Origin of the sequence: Brevibacillus laterosporus LMG 15441, assembly GCF_000219535.2 — a bacterium.
GTDB classification, from domain to species: domain Bacteria; phylum Bacillota; class Bacilli; order Brevibacillales; family Brevibacillaceae; genus Brevibacillus_B; species Brevibacillus_B halotolerans.
The window spans coordinates 1,883,706-1,901,000 of sequence record NZ_CP007806.1; the positions used below are offsets into that span (position 1 = coordinate 1,883,706).

10 protein-coding genes and 2 pseudogenes are annotated in these 17,295 nt (G+C 35.9%); 10 read left to right on the plus strand and 2 right to left on the minus strand.

Going from position 1 to position 17,295, the window contains the following annotated elements; genetic code table 11:
• Positions 1 to 403: 403 nt before the first annotated feature.
• From BRLA_RS08745 to BRLA_RS08785, 9 genes and pseudogenes are all read left to right on the plus strand, one after another.
• Positions 404 to 712 carry a helix-turn-helix domain-containing protein gene (locus BRLA_RS08745; RefSeq protein WP_041752042.1) on the plus strand — a complete coding sequence of 103 codons (309 nt, stop codon included), beginning with the start codon at positions 404 to 406 and terminating at the stop codon, positions 710 to 712.
• On the plus strand, positions 699 to 1,664 hold the full coding sequence (locus BRLA_RS08750; protein WP_003337752.1) for a reverse transcriptase family protein: 966 nt from the start codon (positions 699 to 701) through the stop codon (positions 1,662 to 1,664). The genes BRLA_RS08745 and BRLA_RS08750 overlap by 14 nt, the downstream gene beginning before the upstream one ends.
• Before the next feature lie 482 nt (positions 1,665 to 2,146).
• Positions 2,147 to 2,974: a hypothetical protein gene (locus BRLA_RS08755; RefSeq protein ID WP_003337749.1), complete on the plus strand. Its 828-nt coding sequence runs from the start codon at positions 2,147 to 2,149 to the stop codon at positions 2,972 to 2,974.
• A gap of 262 nt (positions 2,975 to 3,236) precedes the next feature.
• On the plus strand, positions 3,237 to 4,025 hold the full coding sequence (locus BRLA_RS08760) for a hypothetical protein (protein WP_003337748.1): 789 nt from the start codon (positions 3,237 to 3,239) through the stop codon (positions 4,023 to 4,025).
• A 139-nt stretch (positions 4,026 to 4,164) separates the two neighbouring features.
• Positions 4,165 to 4,737 carry a DUF6037 family protein gene (locus tag BRLA_RS08765; RefSeq protein ID WP_041752044.1) on the plus strand — a complete coding sequence of 191 codons (573 nt, stop codon included), beginning with the start codon at positions 4,165 to 4,167 and terminating at the stop codon, positions 4,735 to 4,737.
• A gap of 525 nt (positions 4,738 to 5,262) precedes the next feature.
• Positions 5,263 to 5,500, plus strand: a pseudogene (locus tag BRLA_RS25235) (CHC2 zinc finger domain-containing protein); the annotation flags it as partial.
• Positions 5,501 to 6,078: 578 nt separating this feature from the next.
• Positions 6,079 to 8,148: a fibronectin type III domain-containing protein gene (locus BRLA_RS08775; RefSeq protein ID WP_238547459.1), complete on the plus strand. Its 2,070-nt coding sequence runs from the start codon at positions 6,079 to 6,081 to the stop codon at positions 8,146 to 8,148.
• A gap of 23 nt (positions 8,149 to 8,171) precedes the next feature.
• A complete protein-coding gene (locus BRLA_RS08780; protein WP_003338412.1) occupies positions 8,172 to 13,484 on the plus strand; it encodes an RHS repeat domain-containing protein in 5,313 nt (1,770 codons plus the stop codon).
• 26 nt (positions 13,485 to 13,510) lie between these two features.
• On the plus strand, positions 13,511 to 13,840 hold the full coding sequence (locus tag BRLA_RS08785) for a hypothetical protein (protein ID WP_003338413.1): 330 nt from the start codon (positions 13,511 to 13,513) through the stop codon (positions 13,838 to 13,840).
• 540 nt (positions 13,841 to 14,380) lie between these two features.
• Here the strand turns inward: BRLA_RS08785 and BRLA_RS25240 are convergent.
• Positions 14,381 to 14,480: pseudogene (locus BRLA_RS25240) on the minus strand (transposase); the annotation flags it as partial.
• An 820-nt stretch (positions 14,481 to 15,300) separates the two neighbouring features.
• Between BRLA_RS25240 and BRLA_RS08795 the strand changes: the two are divergent.
• A complete protein-coding gene (locus tag BRLA_RS08795; protein WP_003338419.1) occupies positions 15,301 to 15,531 on the plus strand; it encodes a hypothetical protein in 231 nt (76 codons plus the stop codon).
• Positions 15,532 to 16,253: 722 nt separating this feature from the next.
• Here the strand turns inward: BRLA_RS08795 and BRLA_RS08800 are convergent.
• Positions 16,254 to 16,745, minus strand: coding sequence for a PLAT/LH2 domain-containing protein (locus BRLA_RS08800; RefSeq protein WP_003338420.1), 492 nt, complete (start codon positions 16,743 to 16,745; stop codon positions 16,254 to 16,256).
• Between the last annotated feature and the right edge of the window lie 550 nt (positions 16,746 to 17,295).

The window sequence follows — 17,295 nt, forward strand, 5'->3', positions numbered from 1 at the left end:
TCGACCACCAACATGTAGCGCCGCAACGTGTGCCGGGAGAGGCACACGTTCAAAAATAAATTAGGTAGGTGCCCAGCATGCACCATCTTCTTCTCGGGAGGGGACTAAGCAAAAAAAACCTCTTAGTTCCAGAAGGAGACTATTTATGAAGAAAAAATTGCTGACCTTGCTGGGCATTCCTACAGTATCCAGAAATGCTAAAAAAACTCGGAAAAAAAGCCGTATGCAATGGAGACGAAAAATCTTTCGTTTATCGTTTAAAAGTCTAGAGGTTCTATCCCTCATACTAAGAATTGCACACATTATTTTTGAGTTTCTAAAGAAGTAAATAGGATGCTGTGACATGGGAAACCTACCTAATTTTAATTTTCCCTCTTTTTAATAGTTTGAAAGGATGATTGTAATGATAGGTGATGTGTTAAAAAAAACTCGAGCAATCTATGGATACAAAGCAACTGAGATGAGTTCTATGCTTGGAATTTCCAATAGTTACCTGTCAGAGATAGAAAATAACAAAAAGCAGCCGTCATTAGAACTACTTCAAAGATACTCGGAAATTTTAGGTGTTAGACTGTCGTCATTAATATTGCTTTCTGAAAATTTAGAAGATGCGACCAAGCGAAATAAGAGTCAGGAATTTATAAAAAAAATGATGCTTGGGTTAATTAATTCAATGTCAAAAGATAAGGGTGCTTTTGATGAGTCTGAATAAAAAAAGATATGATATTAATCAATGCGCTTTATATAAATGTAAAGGCAAAAACCGTTTAGCATATCTTCTTCACATGAAAAAAGAAGAATTTGATAAACTTGAAAAATTGATAGAGTATTACTCATTTACTACAGATAAAAATGATGGAGATAAAAGACTTATAACCGCTCCTAAAAATAACTTAAAACGGATTCAAAAACGAATATTAAAATTAATTACATTTGTCAAGAGACCCGCCTGGCTTATTTCAGGTGAACGGGGAAAAAGTTATATTGACAATGGGAAATTTCATCAGCAATCACACTATCTTTTAACAATGGATATTAAGAAATTCTACGAAAATTGTAAGAGAGAACTTGTGTACAGATTCTTTAGATATACATTGTGTATGTCTGGTGATATTGCTCATATTCTAACTAATATAGTTACACTTGAGCAAAAAATACCGACAGGATGTCCAACTAGTCAATTAATAGCGTATTACGCATATCAAGAAATGTTTGAGAATATAAATGAAATTGCTAATAAATATAATTGCTTTTTTACATTGTACGTCGATGATATGACTTTTTCTAGTAAAGAGCCATTTAATCCTAACAAACTTAAAAATGAAATTGATATTGAACTGAGAAAATATGGTCATAAGCCGAAATATAGTAAAGTCCAATATTATTCAAGAAAAAGCAATAAGCTGGTTACTGGCGTTGTTATTTCAAAAGACCATAAGCTTTTGGTAGCTAACAAATTACAGAAGAAGATATATGATAATGCCATGCAATTGAAGAAAGTAAATGGTAATAATAAAGATGCTAAGATAGCGTATCAATTAGAAAGGGATCTTCGTTCATTAAAAGGACAATTACAGGCTGCAAAGAATGTTAATACAAGAATATTCCCAGAAATAAACCGCTTGGTAGAAAATACTATAGTTGATTTGTCGAAATCCAAATAGTATACATATTATCCTACAAAAAGGTTGAGGCAAAGTGGAATAATGGGACTTAACTTTTCAAAGTGAGTTTCATTATAATTTAGACATAGAGTATTAATGAAAATTTACCAATCCGTGAATAAAAGGTAGGGTGTAAAAATTAATGATTTTTATTATACACATATTGGAAAAAGGAAAGTTGGAGGAGGAAAGTATCGAACCTCCTCTTTTTAGCATTTTTAGTGTAAATGGTTATACTTAAAGGGTATTTATTATTGTGAAGCCAATTTTAATATCTTTTGAATCTCTAGCAGTAGAGGAAAAGAATTTATTGTCACCAGTTGATAAAGAAGTCATGTTGCAAGAATTGGCTACTCAACTAAACAACTTTATACGATTTATAGACCACAGAAATCATAGGATTTCTTGGATTTTATTGGCAAATGATGAACCTTAGAGTAAACTCACATCTTTAGTATGAAATGTCAAAGGTGGTGGCTATCATGCTTACAATAGAAGAATATATTGCCCGGAGAAAAAGGGAAGACCATTTAAATGAATTCAGTATAGATGATCGAGCAGTAAATATGAAAAAGTGTGTCGATTACATATTTGAGTATTTTAATCAATACTTAGATATTACAAAAATCAGTCACCAGACTGTTCTAAACAATGAGAGACTTGGGAAATACCAGAAATCATTATCTCAATATGAACCAGAAATCCAAGAATGGTTAATCGGTATCTATGATCAATACGAAAAAAAACTTAATCGTTCAATCATAAACATTCTTAAAAAGGATGAACTTTTCTATCTATACAATTCTGAGATTGAATTTAGAAGCTTATCTTATCAATGCTATGCTCAACTTATAAAGAAGAACCCTTTTTTGCAGGAACAGATCGAACAGTTGTTTATGTTTATAAAAGATCATCATCAAATCAACAGTAAGTTAACTAATTATATCAGTAACATTTTCATTTCAGATGAAATAAATGAATGGATAGAAAAAACATGGATCAAGTATGGAGTGAATATAATGTTGTTTGCTTCAAATTGGGTTGATCGTTTTTTCAACAATGAAGATCAATGGCCAGCTAAACACAGAATCAAAAGTAACAATACCTGGCTTAGATATGACTACGACCATAAGCAGAAAAACAACCTATTTAACATAAATTCACTATACAATAGGATATCTGGGAAACCATTCATTAAGGGAAAAAAGCAATATCTTGAAGTCTTAATGATGTATTTCTGGCTACACGAAATAGTGGGAGATGAGGAAAATTACTGGCAAGAGTATATGGACAAATGTTTTAACAACTAGATTTCTTAATAAATCCCTACTACTTGTCTAAATAAGGTTTATACTTTTGTTTCACCTCACTACTTATTTTCATTTCAAATATAAATTTGGATATTCTCAAATAGGTTAATTAGCTGACCATCTCTTATTTTTTGCAAAATCTTTCTTCAGAAGGTTCGAACAGATTAAGAATAAATAATAGGTAAGTTCCTATACAAAAACTACAGTTGGATCAAAGTATATTATATTATTCAATTGTAACTTTAAATTTAGAGGAGCAGTGATGATGTGGGAGGAAATTTTCACCTTAGTTAAAGAGAATCCGGCATGGTCTTTATTATTTACTTTTTTAGGCTCGTTTACAGTATGGCTTTACAAAGAGTTTAATGTAATGATTACAGCAGATGACAAGAACAAGCTATCTCTCATACAAAAGAAAATGGATCTATATGGGAAGTTGGAAGCTGTGACTGCGAATGTAATCAACCAAAAAGATGACATTAAAGCTTTACAAAATCTGTATAACAAATTAGGAGAATCTAGTTCATATTTTACGGAAGATATCCGAAAAATTATAAGGGATTTTTATAAAAGAGGAGATACTTCATTACTTCCAACACTGATGGCTTATTTTGAAATGGAAATAACAAAACTAGCTAAAAACAAATCCATTCTAGAAAGTTTGGATATACCTACCAATACTATTGAATACATTCTCCGGTTATTCAGACCATTAAAACCAATCATAGTGATTTTCTTAATATTACTTGCGATTGCATTATATATTTTACTGGTACTGCAACACAACAATGTATGGAGTAAAACTTTCTTAACAGTCATTTTTATCTCGTCTGTTTTTAGTATAATGGTTCTCTCTGCTATATTATCTTTGTGGTTAGACAAAAAATTACCCAGACAAGGAAAATACAACTCGCTGTTGAATGCTTGTATGATATTTTCTCCCATCCTATCATTTTGGGATGTAAGACTTTCTATTATAGTTCTTATCGTTCAAATTGTTTCATTAATTATGTATGGACAAAATAAGAATTCTAATAAACTAATTATATAAAAACCTATCTTAGAAATATAATCGAAATAGCGGATTATAGTTGAAGTCGTTACCCATGTGCTTTTTATAACACTGATAAAACTTCCTTGACAAAATGTATCTGAACAAAACAAGGAGTATATCACGGAGGTATAACCCTTTGAAGTTAACTGGCATGAAAGAACTATATGCTGATATGAAAACTAAATATATTAAAAGATATAAGTTTGCTTTTGTTTATAAAAATGTTATTTTTGATGTGTTCTTTTTTATCGATGAAGTACCTTTTAAGTTAATTTTTGGGGTAAAAACTCATAACTTTTACTTTGAGATGGATGTTAATAATGGATTTATCATAAATACAAACATTGGAAGTAAGTACATACGATTATGCAATATACTGGGTTTAAAATATGATCCTAAAAACCCATTCAAAACCTTCTATTTATTCACAGAATTCAATAAAAAAATCCCTAAGCAGGCCGATATAAAAAATACTCCTATCCCATCAGATATTGCATATTATCGAAGAGACGTAGAAGAATCCGAGAAAATCTACTTTATGGGCTGGAAAGACAATGAAAAGCGTAAGGAGAAAGTCAGTCCCGAAAATCTTAATAAAACAAGACTAATTTTGGGATATGACGCATATCAAATTTGTAAAAAGAAAAATACTAGTAGTCGATGGACACATGATAAGGATTTGGCTCAAAACTTTCAGTTACCTGATTAAGTAGTTTATAAACTAACTTAAAAAGGGAATTTGATGTCTAAAAAATAGACTTGGTGTAATACAGAAAAGAAGTTATAATAACAGAATAAATATTTGAGTGCTTAGTTTCGTTCCTATTGGAATGAGTTATAAAGGACAGAAAAAATCCATTTTTGGATAACGGTTAAGTTTGGCCGTTTTTCTAAAAATGGATTTTTTTCTATCCTTTTTTCATTTTTGAAGGGACTGATAAAAATGAAAAAAGAGTTATAGGGGGAGCAGCGTTTATCTTTTGGACACTATTGGATTTGTGTGAGAAGTATGTAAACTGGGTATCTTCACCCATAAAGATCTCTTCATTAGTACGAAATGTAAATCATCATCTTTTTAAGTTTTTATATGTTATTTTCTTGCGATCCATTCACATGGGCAAACCGTAATGTAACTGAATCAAAATACTAGTCTGAATTTGTTACTACTTTTTATCACAAGAACAATTTCTGGACTCTATTGCAACATAAAAAGCTGATATATAGGGAGAGAATTATGAGAGAACGATTGTCAGTAGAGGATGTTAAATTGAATGTGGATATTTTAGATGTCATTCAAGAGTATGTAATTTTACGAAAAAGTGGGCGGAATTATGTAGGTTTATGTCCATTTCATTCAGAGAAAACAGGTTCATTCAATGTTAATCAACAGGAACAATTTTTTAAATGTTTTGGTTGTGGGGCAGGTGGCGATGTTTTTACGTTCCTGATGAAAATAACATCAGAGCCATTTGCAGTAGTTTTAAAGATGTTACATGAGCGCCAAGAGAATCAAAAGAGTGGAATTCAAAGAGTAAGAGAAGGGTCAATTAAAAAGGATACAAAAAAATTACCTGACAAAGAGCTTCATCAGATATCAACTTCCTTGGCTCAAACCCTAGTAGTATTAGATAAACACAAAACTCATTTAATGTCCCCGAGCAGAGGTTTGTCTGAAAAAGAAATTGAAATTCGTGGCTATCGATCGTTTCCTGATAAACCATGGCAGCCTTTTTCTAAAATGAAGAATAGGAACTATGAAGGGTTTCCAAGTGCTTAACTAGTTACAGTAGACAGGGGGAAACTACATGAATATTGGAGTTTAACTAAATTCCAGGAGGAGGTATCCTCATCCCATTTTACAATGAATATGGATATATTGTTGTTGGCTACAGCATTGTAAAATATGGATCTAAAGGGAGATAGAAAAGGAATTTTATTACCTTGTTCATACTGGAATAAATTAACTACAAGAATACCCTTGTAAGTATTTAGCTTTCATTATAAGATAGCTATGTTTTGCCAATTTGGAAATGGGGGGTAACTATCTCGTATGTACAACACGATTAGAAAGTGGACAGCAATGATATGGATTATCACGCTGTGTATCAGTATCTTGCCAGGAGGTGAAGTCATTGCTTTAGAGCAAACAGATCAAGCAATACCGTCAGAGCCAACGACAAGCCAGACGTTGGAACAGAGGGAAACAGAGGGGATTTTACAAACTTCGAAGGAAAAGACGCCCAGCTCTGATTCTTCCTCTCTAGCTACGCCAGAAACGCCAGCGCCCTCAGAAAACACGGATTTAACCGTTGAACAAAAATCTGAGAAAGAATCTGGGGTAGAACCAGATCAAGAAAAACAATCAAACCAGGAAAACCAGGAAAAACAACAGACCCAAGAGCCTCAAACAAACTCCGAACTCATTTCTATACCGGGAGATGAATCTTCCGTTTCCTCTCAGCTTACTCAAGAAAATGAGGTAACGCTTGAAAAAGAGACCGTGGAAAAAATTCTGCAAGAACAAGAGACAAAACAAGCCGTTACCATTTCTCTTACGTCTGAACGAACATTACCACAAGAAGAGCTTGATCCAAGTAAACTTATCGAAATAGAGAAATCGATGTATGAAGCTGCTGCGCCAGAGATTACTTATAACGACAACCAATATAGGGGTCAGCTGGTTAAAGGAAAATACTTCGCTACTATACTAGATAAAGCAGAGCAAAAAGATCAAAAAACAGTGATTCTCAGCATTGAATACAGTGGGAACATTGAGCGTTCCCCGCTTACCCTTGAGCATTTTGAACTAGGAGACGAGCAGCCTACAAATCAACCTAAGGTCTCGCTTCGCAAGAAAAGATCGATTTTAGAAGAGGAAGAGCCGCCAACAAGACCCGGTCTTTTGAAAGCATTTGAAACGGATGATCAAAAAATGGTCATCAACTGGACTGGTTCGAAAAGCAATGTTGCTTTAGCAGGCTATGAAATCTATCGAAATGGAAAGCGTATTGCTATGACAAAAACGACTACGTTTACGGATAGTGATCAAGACCCCTTGGTTTACAGCTATGTGGTTCGAGCGATCGATATAGCAGGTAGACGTTCCGAGCCAAGTAATGTCGCGGTTCCCATTCCCTATAAAAAATCGGTCCAAATCTATAAGAAAGAACGGTTTTATGATGATACATCCTGTGCAATTAGAGAGGAATCTGCTTTCAGAGAGGCACCTAGCCGAATTACCTATCAGGATAAAGATAACTACAGTGGATATGTAAAGAAGGATAGTTATATTCTCATCGGTTGTGGCGGAAAAAATGAGGATAAGTATGCTGATATCGATGTGATTTACAAGGGTGAGGTTTATCGAAGCTTACATGAACTTTCCACGAAGCCGGTTAATCTCGTAGCATCATCTGTTAGCGAAAACGAAGTTACGTTAACATGGGACCCTGTCGTAAAACCAAACGATCCGATTCTATCGTATACCGTGATCCGAAATGGGGAGAATCCCAAAAATGTAAGCCAGAATAAGTATATTGATAAGAATGTACAGCCTGGCATGCAATATCATTATCAGGTTGTTGTCATTTTTGAATCCTTAACCGTCTCGCTACTCAGCGATGAGTTAAAAGTCCAGATACCTGGTACCGTTACGAATCCGCAACTAATCCTATCTACGAATGTACTTCAGGAGTCAAGTCAAAACGATGGCAGCATAGCTATGCCTTTAAGCGTTTATCTCAAGCAGGGAGTTTTTGCAAAAGATCTCTCGAGCGGAATCACGATTGAAAATTTGCCAGAAGGTTTAATCGTATCGACAAAGCGTGATTCAGACAATCAGATAACCATTCAATTGAATGGCAAAGCCAAGATCCATGATAAGCCAGTGGACAACCTGATGGTGAAAATAGAGAAGAATTGTATTGTTGGTGCAACTGCTGAAGTAAAAAGCGATGCCTTCTCGATTGCTTTTCGTGAGAACAATATCGCAGCCTTGTATGAGTACGAATACAATGAACAGAATCAATTAATCGCTATTAAAAAAGACGGAACAGTTATCCTTCGTTATTTATACGATGAAAATGGAAATCTACTTACGAAAAAAACCGTACAGGAGTAAAGGAAAAGGTTTGGGAGGAATTTATGTATAGAAAATGGGTTTCCTCTTTCTTATGTGTAGCCATTCTTTGGACAGGGTTGTTTACAAACGTAAATGTTGTGGGAGCAACGGAGGCGCCAGAGAGAAACGAGGAAATAAGAAAGACAAATGAAAAGGATACGAAAGATTGGATCATAGAGGAACAGGAAAAAGTAGAACAGCAGGAAAAAGAACCAACATCTACGAAAGGGGACGTAACTAAAGAACAAATAGCCCAAATGAAGTGGGAACAGCTTCCGCTTGCGTCTGTTCAACAGCTTTTTGATCAGGGGGATCGCACACTTTTACAAATCGTTGCCTATTATTATACCGATGTGCATCAGCTTTTGACAGAAGAAGAGATCAATCAGTTGTACACGTGGAATGACGAACAGGTCATGGGCCAGCTTGCCAACTTATCAGCTGAAAAAGTGAAGCTGTTAGAGCAATACGCCCCTAGTGTCATTCAGGCTTTACAGGATTGGAGAGACAAGGACAAACCAAAAGCAAGAGTAAAGCGCATGGCATCGGCTCTTGCGCCAAGTCCAAGCATGCACTTTACAGAAAAGGAACAGTCTATTCGTCATTTTACCAATCATGTGGAAAATCCCGTAGATGATATCTATCTAACCTCGAACATGCTGGAAACAGATTTGACCCTTGAAGGAAAGCATGGAATGGATTTGGTTATCCAGCGCCGATATAACTCGCTATCTAGTAAAATTACGGCCCCTGGTTTCGAGTATAGTGAAACGGCGAAAGAGAATAGAACCTCGATCGTAAGAGAAGAATCCGGTACCTTGCCCCATACGGTAGGAACAGGCTGGAGCTTTAATCTTCCAACCTTTGATGAGATAACAAAGGAATTAGGGATTAACGTGCATGATTATAGTAATCAGCAATTTTATGAGGCAAAAAATACAAAACACCCTGTTTCTCAGTTTATCATGTCCGGTGATGACTGGAGTACGATTGATAGTAGTAAAAAGCTTCCCTACCAGAATATTAAATTGCCTTCTCTTATGACGAACAGAGAGTTAGGTTTTGCAAAAGATGGTTATTCCTATTCCATTGAATATAGGGAAAAAGGTAGTACGTATATTGTTGAAAAGCAAAATATCTATGGAGATAAAATTACGTACAAGATTCCCGATTATAAAAGTACGATCGAAATTATTGATACCGTTGGAAGAAGAGTGGAGATTGGGTATGGGAAGGAAGGGATGATCGATTCCCTTAAGGTGTATAACCAAAAAAATAACCTGATCAAAGAGCTTAGATACCATTATGGAGATCCGAACAATACACAGCGGCTGGAGAGTGTAGAAGAAGTAAAGGATGGAAAATCTACTACAATTGCTAGATACAGCTATAAAACAGCAACTGCGGAATATAACTACATCAAGTCATACGAATTACCAAAAGAAAATAACGAGGCTGTGAAGCCAGATCAGCTTGAATCGGAAGCCTATCTAGCAAAAGACAAACAAAAACGGCAGTTTATTGAATACTTACTACTACAAAAGGTAGAGTATCCTACACAGGGATTAACAGTAGATTATACCTACAGCACCTATAATCCTGAGCCTACCAATCCGTTTGAACGCGGAGTCATTAGGCTTTATCAGGATAACCAAGCGATATCCTACTATACGTATCATCCGGTCACCTCGGTTCGATTTAGCTATGATCAAACCTCATCCTTGTTCGGAAATACCGAACGAAAAAGCTTTATCTATTACTACAAATTCACCAACCAAGGAAAGCCTACAAAAGAGATTTGGAAGACACCTAAGTCTGGCATTACGCGTTTGAGTAACCATCCGCTTCGTCAGGGAGACATTGTGACCATTGAAGAAACTAATAGTTTTTCCTCGCAATCGACGGAAAGAACCTATCGGGTTAATGAAAACGAACATTTTAATCTGATTCTTGAGAAGCAGATAAGTCCTAAAGAGCAATCCGAGCAAATAGCAGCGGAAGGGAAAAACTATCGATATAATCCGGTGAGTTATACAAGCTATGCCTATGAAGGGATTAAAACAAAGCCAGCGTATGTCTATCATTTTGTAGATAACCTGCCAGAGGGAGAGGCTAAGCAGTATTTATTGGCACCTCAGATCGATAAGCGTGATAAGATAGAAAACCTCTCCTCCTTAGCAAATGAGGCGATCTATAAGTATGACCAAAATGGAGATGTCACAGAGCAAAAGGACCCGAATGGTTTAACAACCCATTACAGCTACATAGAAGTAGGGACATTGGGACTGCCTGTTCTCGTGGAACAAGTTGCTGGAGATGGACATGCCAAGAAGCAAGAGTATGTTTACAATCGGGACAATCTACTGGAAACAGAGACCATTACAGCCAAATATCCAGGGCAGGAATATGAGGATAAGCTGCTTCGTACGTACAAGTATGGGGACAAAAAGCTACCTATTTCCTTAACAGAGGTTCAATTTGGGGCAAGTGATGAATTCTCGCATTTCTCGAAGTCCTTTACCTATGACCAGAATGATCTGCATGTCTCTACGGAACAAATTACGGCCTATAACGGAGAAAACTCCCTAGAAACGTATGCATTTACCTATAGGTATGACGATTTAGATTTCTTAGTAACTAAACAATTTCCTGATGAGAGCATAGTAGGGTATTTCTACGATGAGCTTGGCAGGATTCAAAAGGAAATGTTTATTTCCACAGATGGTGATAATCGGGAGACAAAATATTCGTATACAAACAGGGATCGTACAGTGATGAAATCGTTGCCTAACAAAACAGGTCTGATTACTTCATATACACCTGCTGGGGAAGTCGTGTTCTCCGTAGAGGTAGATAGTCAGGGTAATCGACGTACTCTCGTAGAAAATAGCTATGCAGAGGATGGAAAACGATTAGTAGCAACATATCCGTATGGGAAAAAGGAAAAAGGAACCACATACAGCTATCACAGTGATGGAACCCTAAAGACTGTCACAGACGCGCTGAAACGCACGACCACCATGCAATACGCTAATCAGGTCGAGGATAGCAGTTTGATAATTCCGGTAGAAAAAACGATTGCTCCCAATGGATTAGAAACCACACAGCTTTATGATCGCTATGGACAAATGATTACCAGTATGGTTCAAACGGCAGACGGTACGTTATCAACGGAAACTCAAATGCAGTATGACCGCTTTGGCAATCCAACGCATAAGCAGATCACAAACGAACAGGGAGAAAAACGCAGCTGGGACTACAAATATGATCTGCGAGGAGAACCCATCTATGTAAAAGACCCGGAAAAGAACGTATATAAATTCCAATACAATGCAAATGGGAACCTGATGAGTACCTTTGAGAATGACAAGGAGACGGCCCGTTACGTATTCAATGGTCTCTCATGGAAGCTTCGAGAGATTGACCCAGCAACAGAAAAGATCAAAGAGAATTACGAATATGATCAGAGTGGAAATCTAACCAGCTTTACGGATCAGAAGGGAAATATTCGTAAATATACCTATACACCATTCTATGAGCTGGATACGATGCAGGTGTTGTCGGGTAAAAAAGTAGTAGAGACGGAGAAGAATACCTACGATCCAACGACACGCCAGCTAGTCACCCAGCAAAACAATGATACAAAGGTTTCCTATACGTATGACAGCTTTTTACGCCCGACTTCCATGACTACATTTGGACGTACGTACGAACAAAGATACGAGGATGAAGATGATATCCCTGATTCGATTGTGTATCCAGATGGAACTATCACAGCTTACAACTATGACGAGCTAGGACGCATCTTATCCGTCAAACATCCAGGAATGGATAAAATCACCTATGAGTACGATACATCTACGACAGGGGATACCGTACATGTCCAGTATCCAAACGGCACCAAAGTCGAGAAAGGCTTCGACTCATTTGGCCAGACAACAGATGTGCAGCATTTCCAAGCCAACAACAAAGCATGGACAGAGCAAAACCAATACAATGGTTTTGGAAATCTAGTGGAAACAACGGTAAACCAATCCGCTTCCACGTTCGGCTACGATAAACTGGATCGGATTCGTAAGGAAACAACACCGACAAGAAAACAAACGTATACGTACGACGAACGGGGCAATCGCCAAAGTATTTTGACGGCAAAATCTCCAACGATTGCAGACAGCTCGTACACCTACGATGCCCTCAATCGTCTCAAAACCTATGCAAAAAATGGAAAAGAAAGCACCTACACATACTATCCGGGTGAGCTTAGAGCAAGTAAAAAAATAAACGGAAAAACAACTCACTATGTCTATCTAAACGGCAACGTGATTGAGGAGTTAGATGAAAAGAACAACCTCCAAGCCCGTAACATCTGGGGAAATGAACTACTTTACCACGATGATGTAAAAGGTGACAAACAAGGCTATTACTATACAAATGCCCACGGTGACATTGTAGAAATAAAGGATAAAGACGGGCAAACCCTGAATAAGTATGAGTACGACCTATGGGGAAATGTGGAAAGCAAGCAGGAAACGATGTCCAATCCGTTCTTGTATGCGGGAGAGCTATATGATGAAGAATCTGGCTTGATTTATTTGCGCGCCAGGTATTATGATCCAAATGATGGAAGATTTATAACAGAGGATACGTATAAGGGGCAAGTGGATAATCCGCTTAGTTTGAATCGGTATACGTATGTGCATAACAATCCTGTGGGTAATGTTGATCCTACTGGGAATTGGTGTGAATCTAAGGATGGAAAATGGGCACATCCTGGCGGATGTAGTAGTAAATCTAGCAAAAAGTCTCATGATAATGATCATAGTGGTGACTTTATCATTGAAAACGGTAAAGTTATTGGGGCTTTCAAATATGATGATGGTAGTGGGGCCAGAGAATTAGAAGGATTTGAAGATCCATTTACTTACATTACAGGTGTTGGTGGGCTACTAAAAGGAGCTGTAAAAACAGGAGCTAAAAAAGTTACACAAGAAGCTACCAACTTATTAATTAAGATGGACTTACAATTTTTTTCTAAAGGAACAAGTAAATATATTGAGCCTTGGATTCAAAAAAGTGCTTATAAAGCTATTACAGACAAATTTGGAAAAAACGGGGCCCATAAATTTGCAGAAGCAATGAAAAAAGGTTTGGTAGGTCCAAAGGGACAAGAAGGAATAAAACCACTTAAAGGATCTCTTAAAAAAAATGGAGTAATATATACACATGAAATAAAGATTCTTGACAAACAACTGGGAGACTATCGAATTTATGGACGCTTCGATAAAGAACGTTCACAATTTATCTTTGATTGGTTTGATAAAGGATTGCATAATTAAAAATTTTAATTTGGGAGTGATAGTATTTGACTTTTGATGAATTAAGAGAATGGTCTATACAACATAATGTTGAAAAAAGGACAAAAGAAGGGTTTTTAGATGTTATTACGAACATAGGAAAAGATTCTCCTAATAGGATTGATGAATATTTTGAAGACAAATTCAATCCTGAATATCTGGAAATCAATATTTATAAAGTTGCTTTTACAATTGCAAATTGGCCAGAATGTGATTTTAACTATATTGCATCTTATGCCAAAATTGAATATAAAGGAAAGAATATGGGGGTTTATAAGCTAATTTTTAATCATGAAGGTGAAGTAGAAGATGATTACTGGTCTTCCAATGAAGATTAACATTTTTTGCAGTCTTCCTTGTAACAAGGCTCAGTGTGGATATGCTAGAAAAGGTGCTTCTTTATGGGGTATCTCCGAAAGAAGTAAATTGGCCAGTCGTTAAGTTGCAACAAGCAGGCGTTTCGAACATCCTTCGTCTTCAGACATCATAGGATTTATTATTGAGTCTGTGATATTACTGCTGTTAAGGGAAGATATCGGTGCTGAAGTGTATTACGAGAATGTGATGAGACTCTTTATTTGGATATGATTATCTGACGGGTATTCCATACAACACAATCTATCGAGCCCATAGTTCCTAATTTTAAAATATGGGGATGTTGTGGAACTCTAAAAAGACCTTTTTGGTGATATTATCCCCTTTGAGTAGACAGTGTAAAAAGCCCACCGACAGTGGGTGGTACACTCTACTTGGAGGGGATTTTCCCATTGAACAACTACTTCTGGTGACACCTCCTTTCCCCTCCTTGTACTTTTTTAAAACATCAAGTTGCTGTTTTAAGAACCTATTTTCTTGTTTCAATTTCTCCAACTCTGATATAAACTCCGCCCCTTTCCCATACGTGTACTGTTTACCTACAGTCTGCTCAAAACGATGTGTCTCGCCATTTCTATACCATCGCATCCATGTTTTTAATTTTAATACAAAACTGATCGATCACTTCTTTCACGGGGATACCAGCCAATCTCATCTCAACAGCCTTCATGTTGTTAGCTACTTGCCTATAATTTATATGGGTAAAGAGCTAGGAAAATATAGTGTGCTTTTTAAACTATCAGGTGAAACATACGATGATTATTTAGTTATCTATTAGTATCTTTGAAGGCCCTCAAATGAATAGTGGACGTTCACTTGGGGGCCTTTTTATGCAATGCCATCCTATGAAAAAATGATGAGACAAGCAAGAGAACATATCCATTTGCAAAATTTGTTTCAGATTTGTTTGCAGTTGCAATGGATTGACATTTCTCTGAACATGTTCCTTGAAAAAATTCCAAAATAGAAAGGAGGTAAATCATGTTTATCAAATTTGACAAGTTTGAATTACTAGAGCTATTTTGTAAAGAACCAATAGTCCTTCATTAAAAAGAAACGGGTATGTATATATACTCAAAGCAGGACAAGCATGGTTTTAATCTACAGTTGTATTTATCTGTTTATGAGTATATATGTACCTTGAGCTTGACCCATAAAGATCTGGAAGATTCAATTTTTGAATTTGAACTAATTGATGTTGAAAGTATAAGAACAGAAAGTGATCTTTTAATCATTAGACAATCAAACTCACATAGAGATATTTCTGTTAAATTTAAACCGAATTTTTCGTTAGAAATACTAAAATTTAAATAGACTCAAAAATACACTCCACATGAGTAGTGCAAGCTGAAGTGCACCCCTTAAGTAGACATTGGAAAAAGCTCTGAGGTTTTCCGATGAACTTTAGGGGTTGTATTTTTTTATGACGGATAAAGGACAAAAATTTAAAAGTTATCCAGAATCATTGAAAATGGAAGACGTTCTTTTACACATGGAGAAAAGGGGGATGTACAAATTGGAAATTCAGGACAAAGACCGCTTAAAAAAGTGGATGAGAAAGTACAGACAACAGGGTGTGTTTGGACTTCTAGATCGACGCCGACGTTGTCAAACCTCTATTGTTCAGGATAGATATGTTCAAAAACTGAAGTGAGAAAAATGGAGTCCTAAAAAAGTGTTCTGACGTTACCCAATATCGAATTGGTGAAGAATGTATCTACCTGCAATCAAAGATTTATGTACGCATGAGATCATTGCTCATTCATATCAGTACTCGAAATGACAATGCCCTTGTACTAGAAATTTTGGCGTATATGAGTTTCTATTCCCGCTATCACTTGTCCAAAATGTTGTTCTTCAAAAATATACTCGTCACAGAAACTTCGTGGTTTTAAAGCTCTGTCTTGAATGCCTATATATCAAATTCATAAAAATGAAAAAATAGGCTTGGTGCAATAAAAAAATAAAGTTATAATAAATGCACATAAATTTGATTGCTTAGTTTCGTTCCTATTGGAATGAGTTTTTAAGGACAGAAAAAATACAGTTAGTTTGGCCGTCATCACCATCTAGTTATTTGTGGTTACATTATATATTAAATAACGGATTGTGGATAATATGTTATTAAAGTTACAAAATAATAATTCATTAAAGGAGATTCATAGTGTATCAATGCCCAGAATGAAAGGGAAAATTTGTATGGCTGACAGATCAAGACAACGGAGGCATTATCAGTAATAAGTACTATTGTAATACATGCAATATTGAAGAAGTTATTAAGTATAGAGAGGTAACAATCAAAGATTAAGGAACAGGCAATTATATAAAATAAAAACTCTGCATCACTTAATCGATGCAGAGTATAATCAATGATATTTAGCGGGTTAAAATAACTGAATAAGGGCCACCCGTCCCCTCTCCAATCCATTGATTATTGGAGAAAACCCATCTTTTCTCCTTATATTCAACTGTAAAAGAAGTTGGATACCATCCTGGTTTATTCCCTGTGCCGTCTGAGTATACCGTAATAGCTAAAATCTCACCAAGGTCTCTGTTTACAGTTATATAATATTTGTCTTTAGCGCCACGTTCAAAATCGTTATAATTCGGTATATCCAAAAGTGCTGGTTCTGACATTCCATTTTTGCCTGTTAATGTTACATAAATGTTCGAATCTGTTCCTGCATCCTTTACATCACCTGTTTGTACAGTGACAGCGTAAATATAGGAGGCAGTCACATTGACTTGAGGATTTACACTAGCTTTGTGATTGCTGTTGGAATTCTGAGCAATATCACTAGCATAAACACTTTGACCAGCAAATAAAAGAGCTACCGTCATCATTGTAGATAGAGCGAAATGTTTCATAAAAACCCTCTCCTTTATTAATGGTATTTTATGGATCGATTAAATTATACTTCCATTTTATGAGTTTTGCAGTTATCATATGTGTGTATTTTGTGATAAATCAGTAATTTAGATACTCATATAATAAAATCAAGAATTTATCAGCGTTGACAAATGAGTATTAGGAATAAGAATAAACAAGGAAGTTGGGTTGATAAGTATGCTAAGGTCTTTTGAAGATGACATATTGATTAAAGGCGAAGTAACTCAAATGCCAACAGAAAAGTATAAGAAAATGAGAGACGCTTTGTTCGCTATATCGGTATTGGATTTTTAAAAACAGGGGATTATGAACTAGATTACGAAGAAGTAGTTGATACGTTTAAGATAGCTAAAAATTGTGCTAGAAAAGCGTTAGGATTAAAAAAGTGACGATGCTGGCGATGTTTGTTTTTGCTTCTATGAATTTAAAAAAGCTCGTTAATTGGATTTGGAATCTTGAAAAGGAGAATCGTAAGCTTCAACAACTTACCGTGTACCAGTAAAAAATAAAACAAACTCCTCTTATAAT

What these genes read in the sequence shown, in the direction of transcription:
- BRLA_RS08745 (WP_041752042.1), top strand. Translation starts at nt 404, where the DNA reads ATGATAGGTGATGTGTTAAAAAAAACTCGAGCAATCTATGGATACAAA.
- BRLA_RS08750 (WP_003337752.1), top strand. Translation starts at nt 699, where the DNA reads ATGAGTCTGAATAAAAAAAGATATGATATTAATCAATGCGCTTTATAT.
- BRLA_RS08755 (WP_003337749.1), top strand. Translation starts at nt 2,147, where the DNA reads ATGCTTACAATAGAAGAATATATTGCCCGGAGAAAAAGGGAAGACCAT.
- BRLA_RS08760 (WP_003337748.1), top strand. Translation starts at nt 3,237, where the DNA reads ATGATGTGGGAGGAAATTTTCACCTTAGTTAAAGAGAATCCGGCATGG.
- BRLA_RS08775 (WP_238547459.1), top strand. Translation starts at nt 6,079, where the DNA reads ATGTACAACACGATTAGAAAGTGGACAGCAATGATATGGATTATCACG.
- BRLA_RS08780 (WP_003338412.1), top strand. Translation starts at nt 8,172, where the DNA reads ATGTATAGAAAATGGGTTTCCTCTTTCTTATGTGTAGCCATTCTTTGG.
- BRLA_RS08795 (WP_003338419.1), top strand. Translation starts at nt 15,301, where the DNA reads ATGACGGATAAAGGACAAAAATTTAAAAGTTATCCAGAATCATTGAAA.
- BRLA_RS08800 (WP_003338420.1), bottom strand. Translation starts at nt 16,745, where the DNA reads ATGAAACATTTCGCTCTATCTACAATGATGACGGTAGCTCTTTTATTT.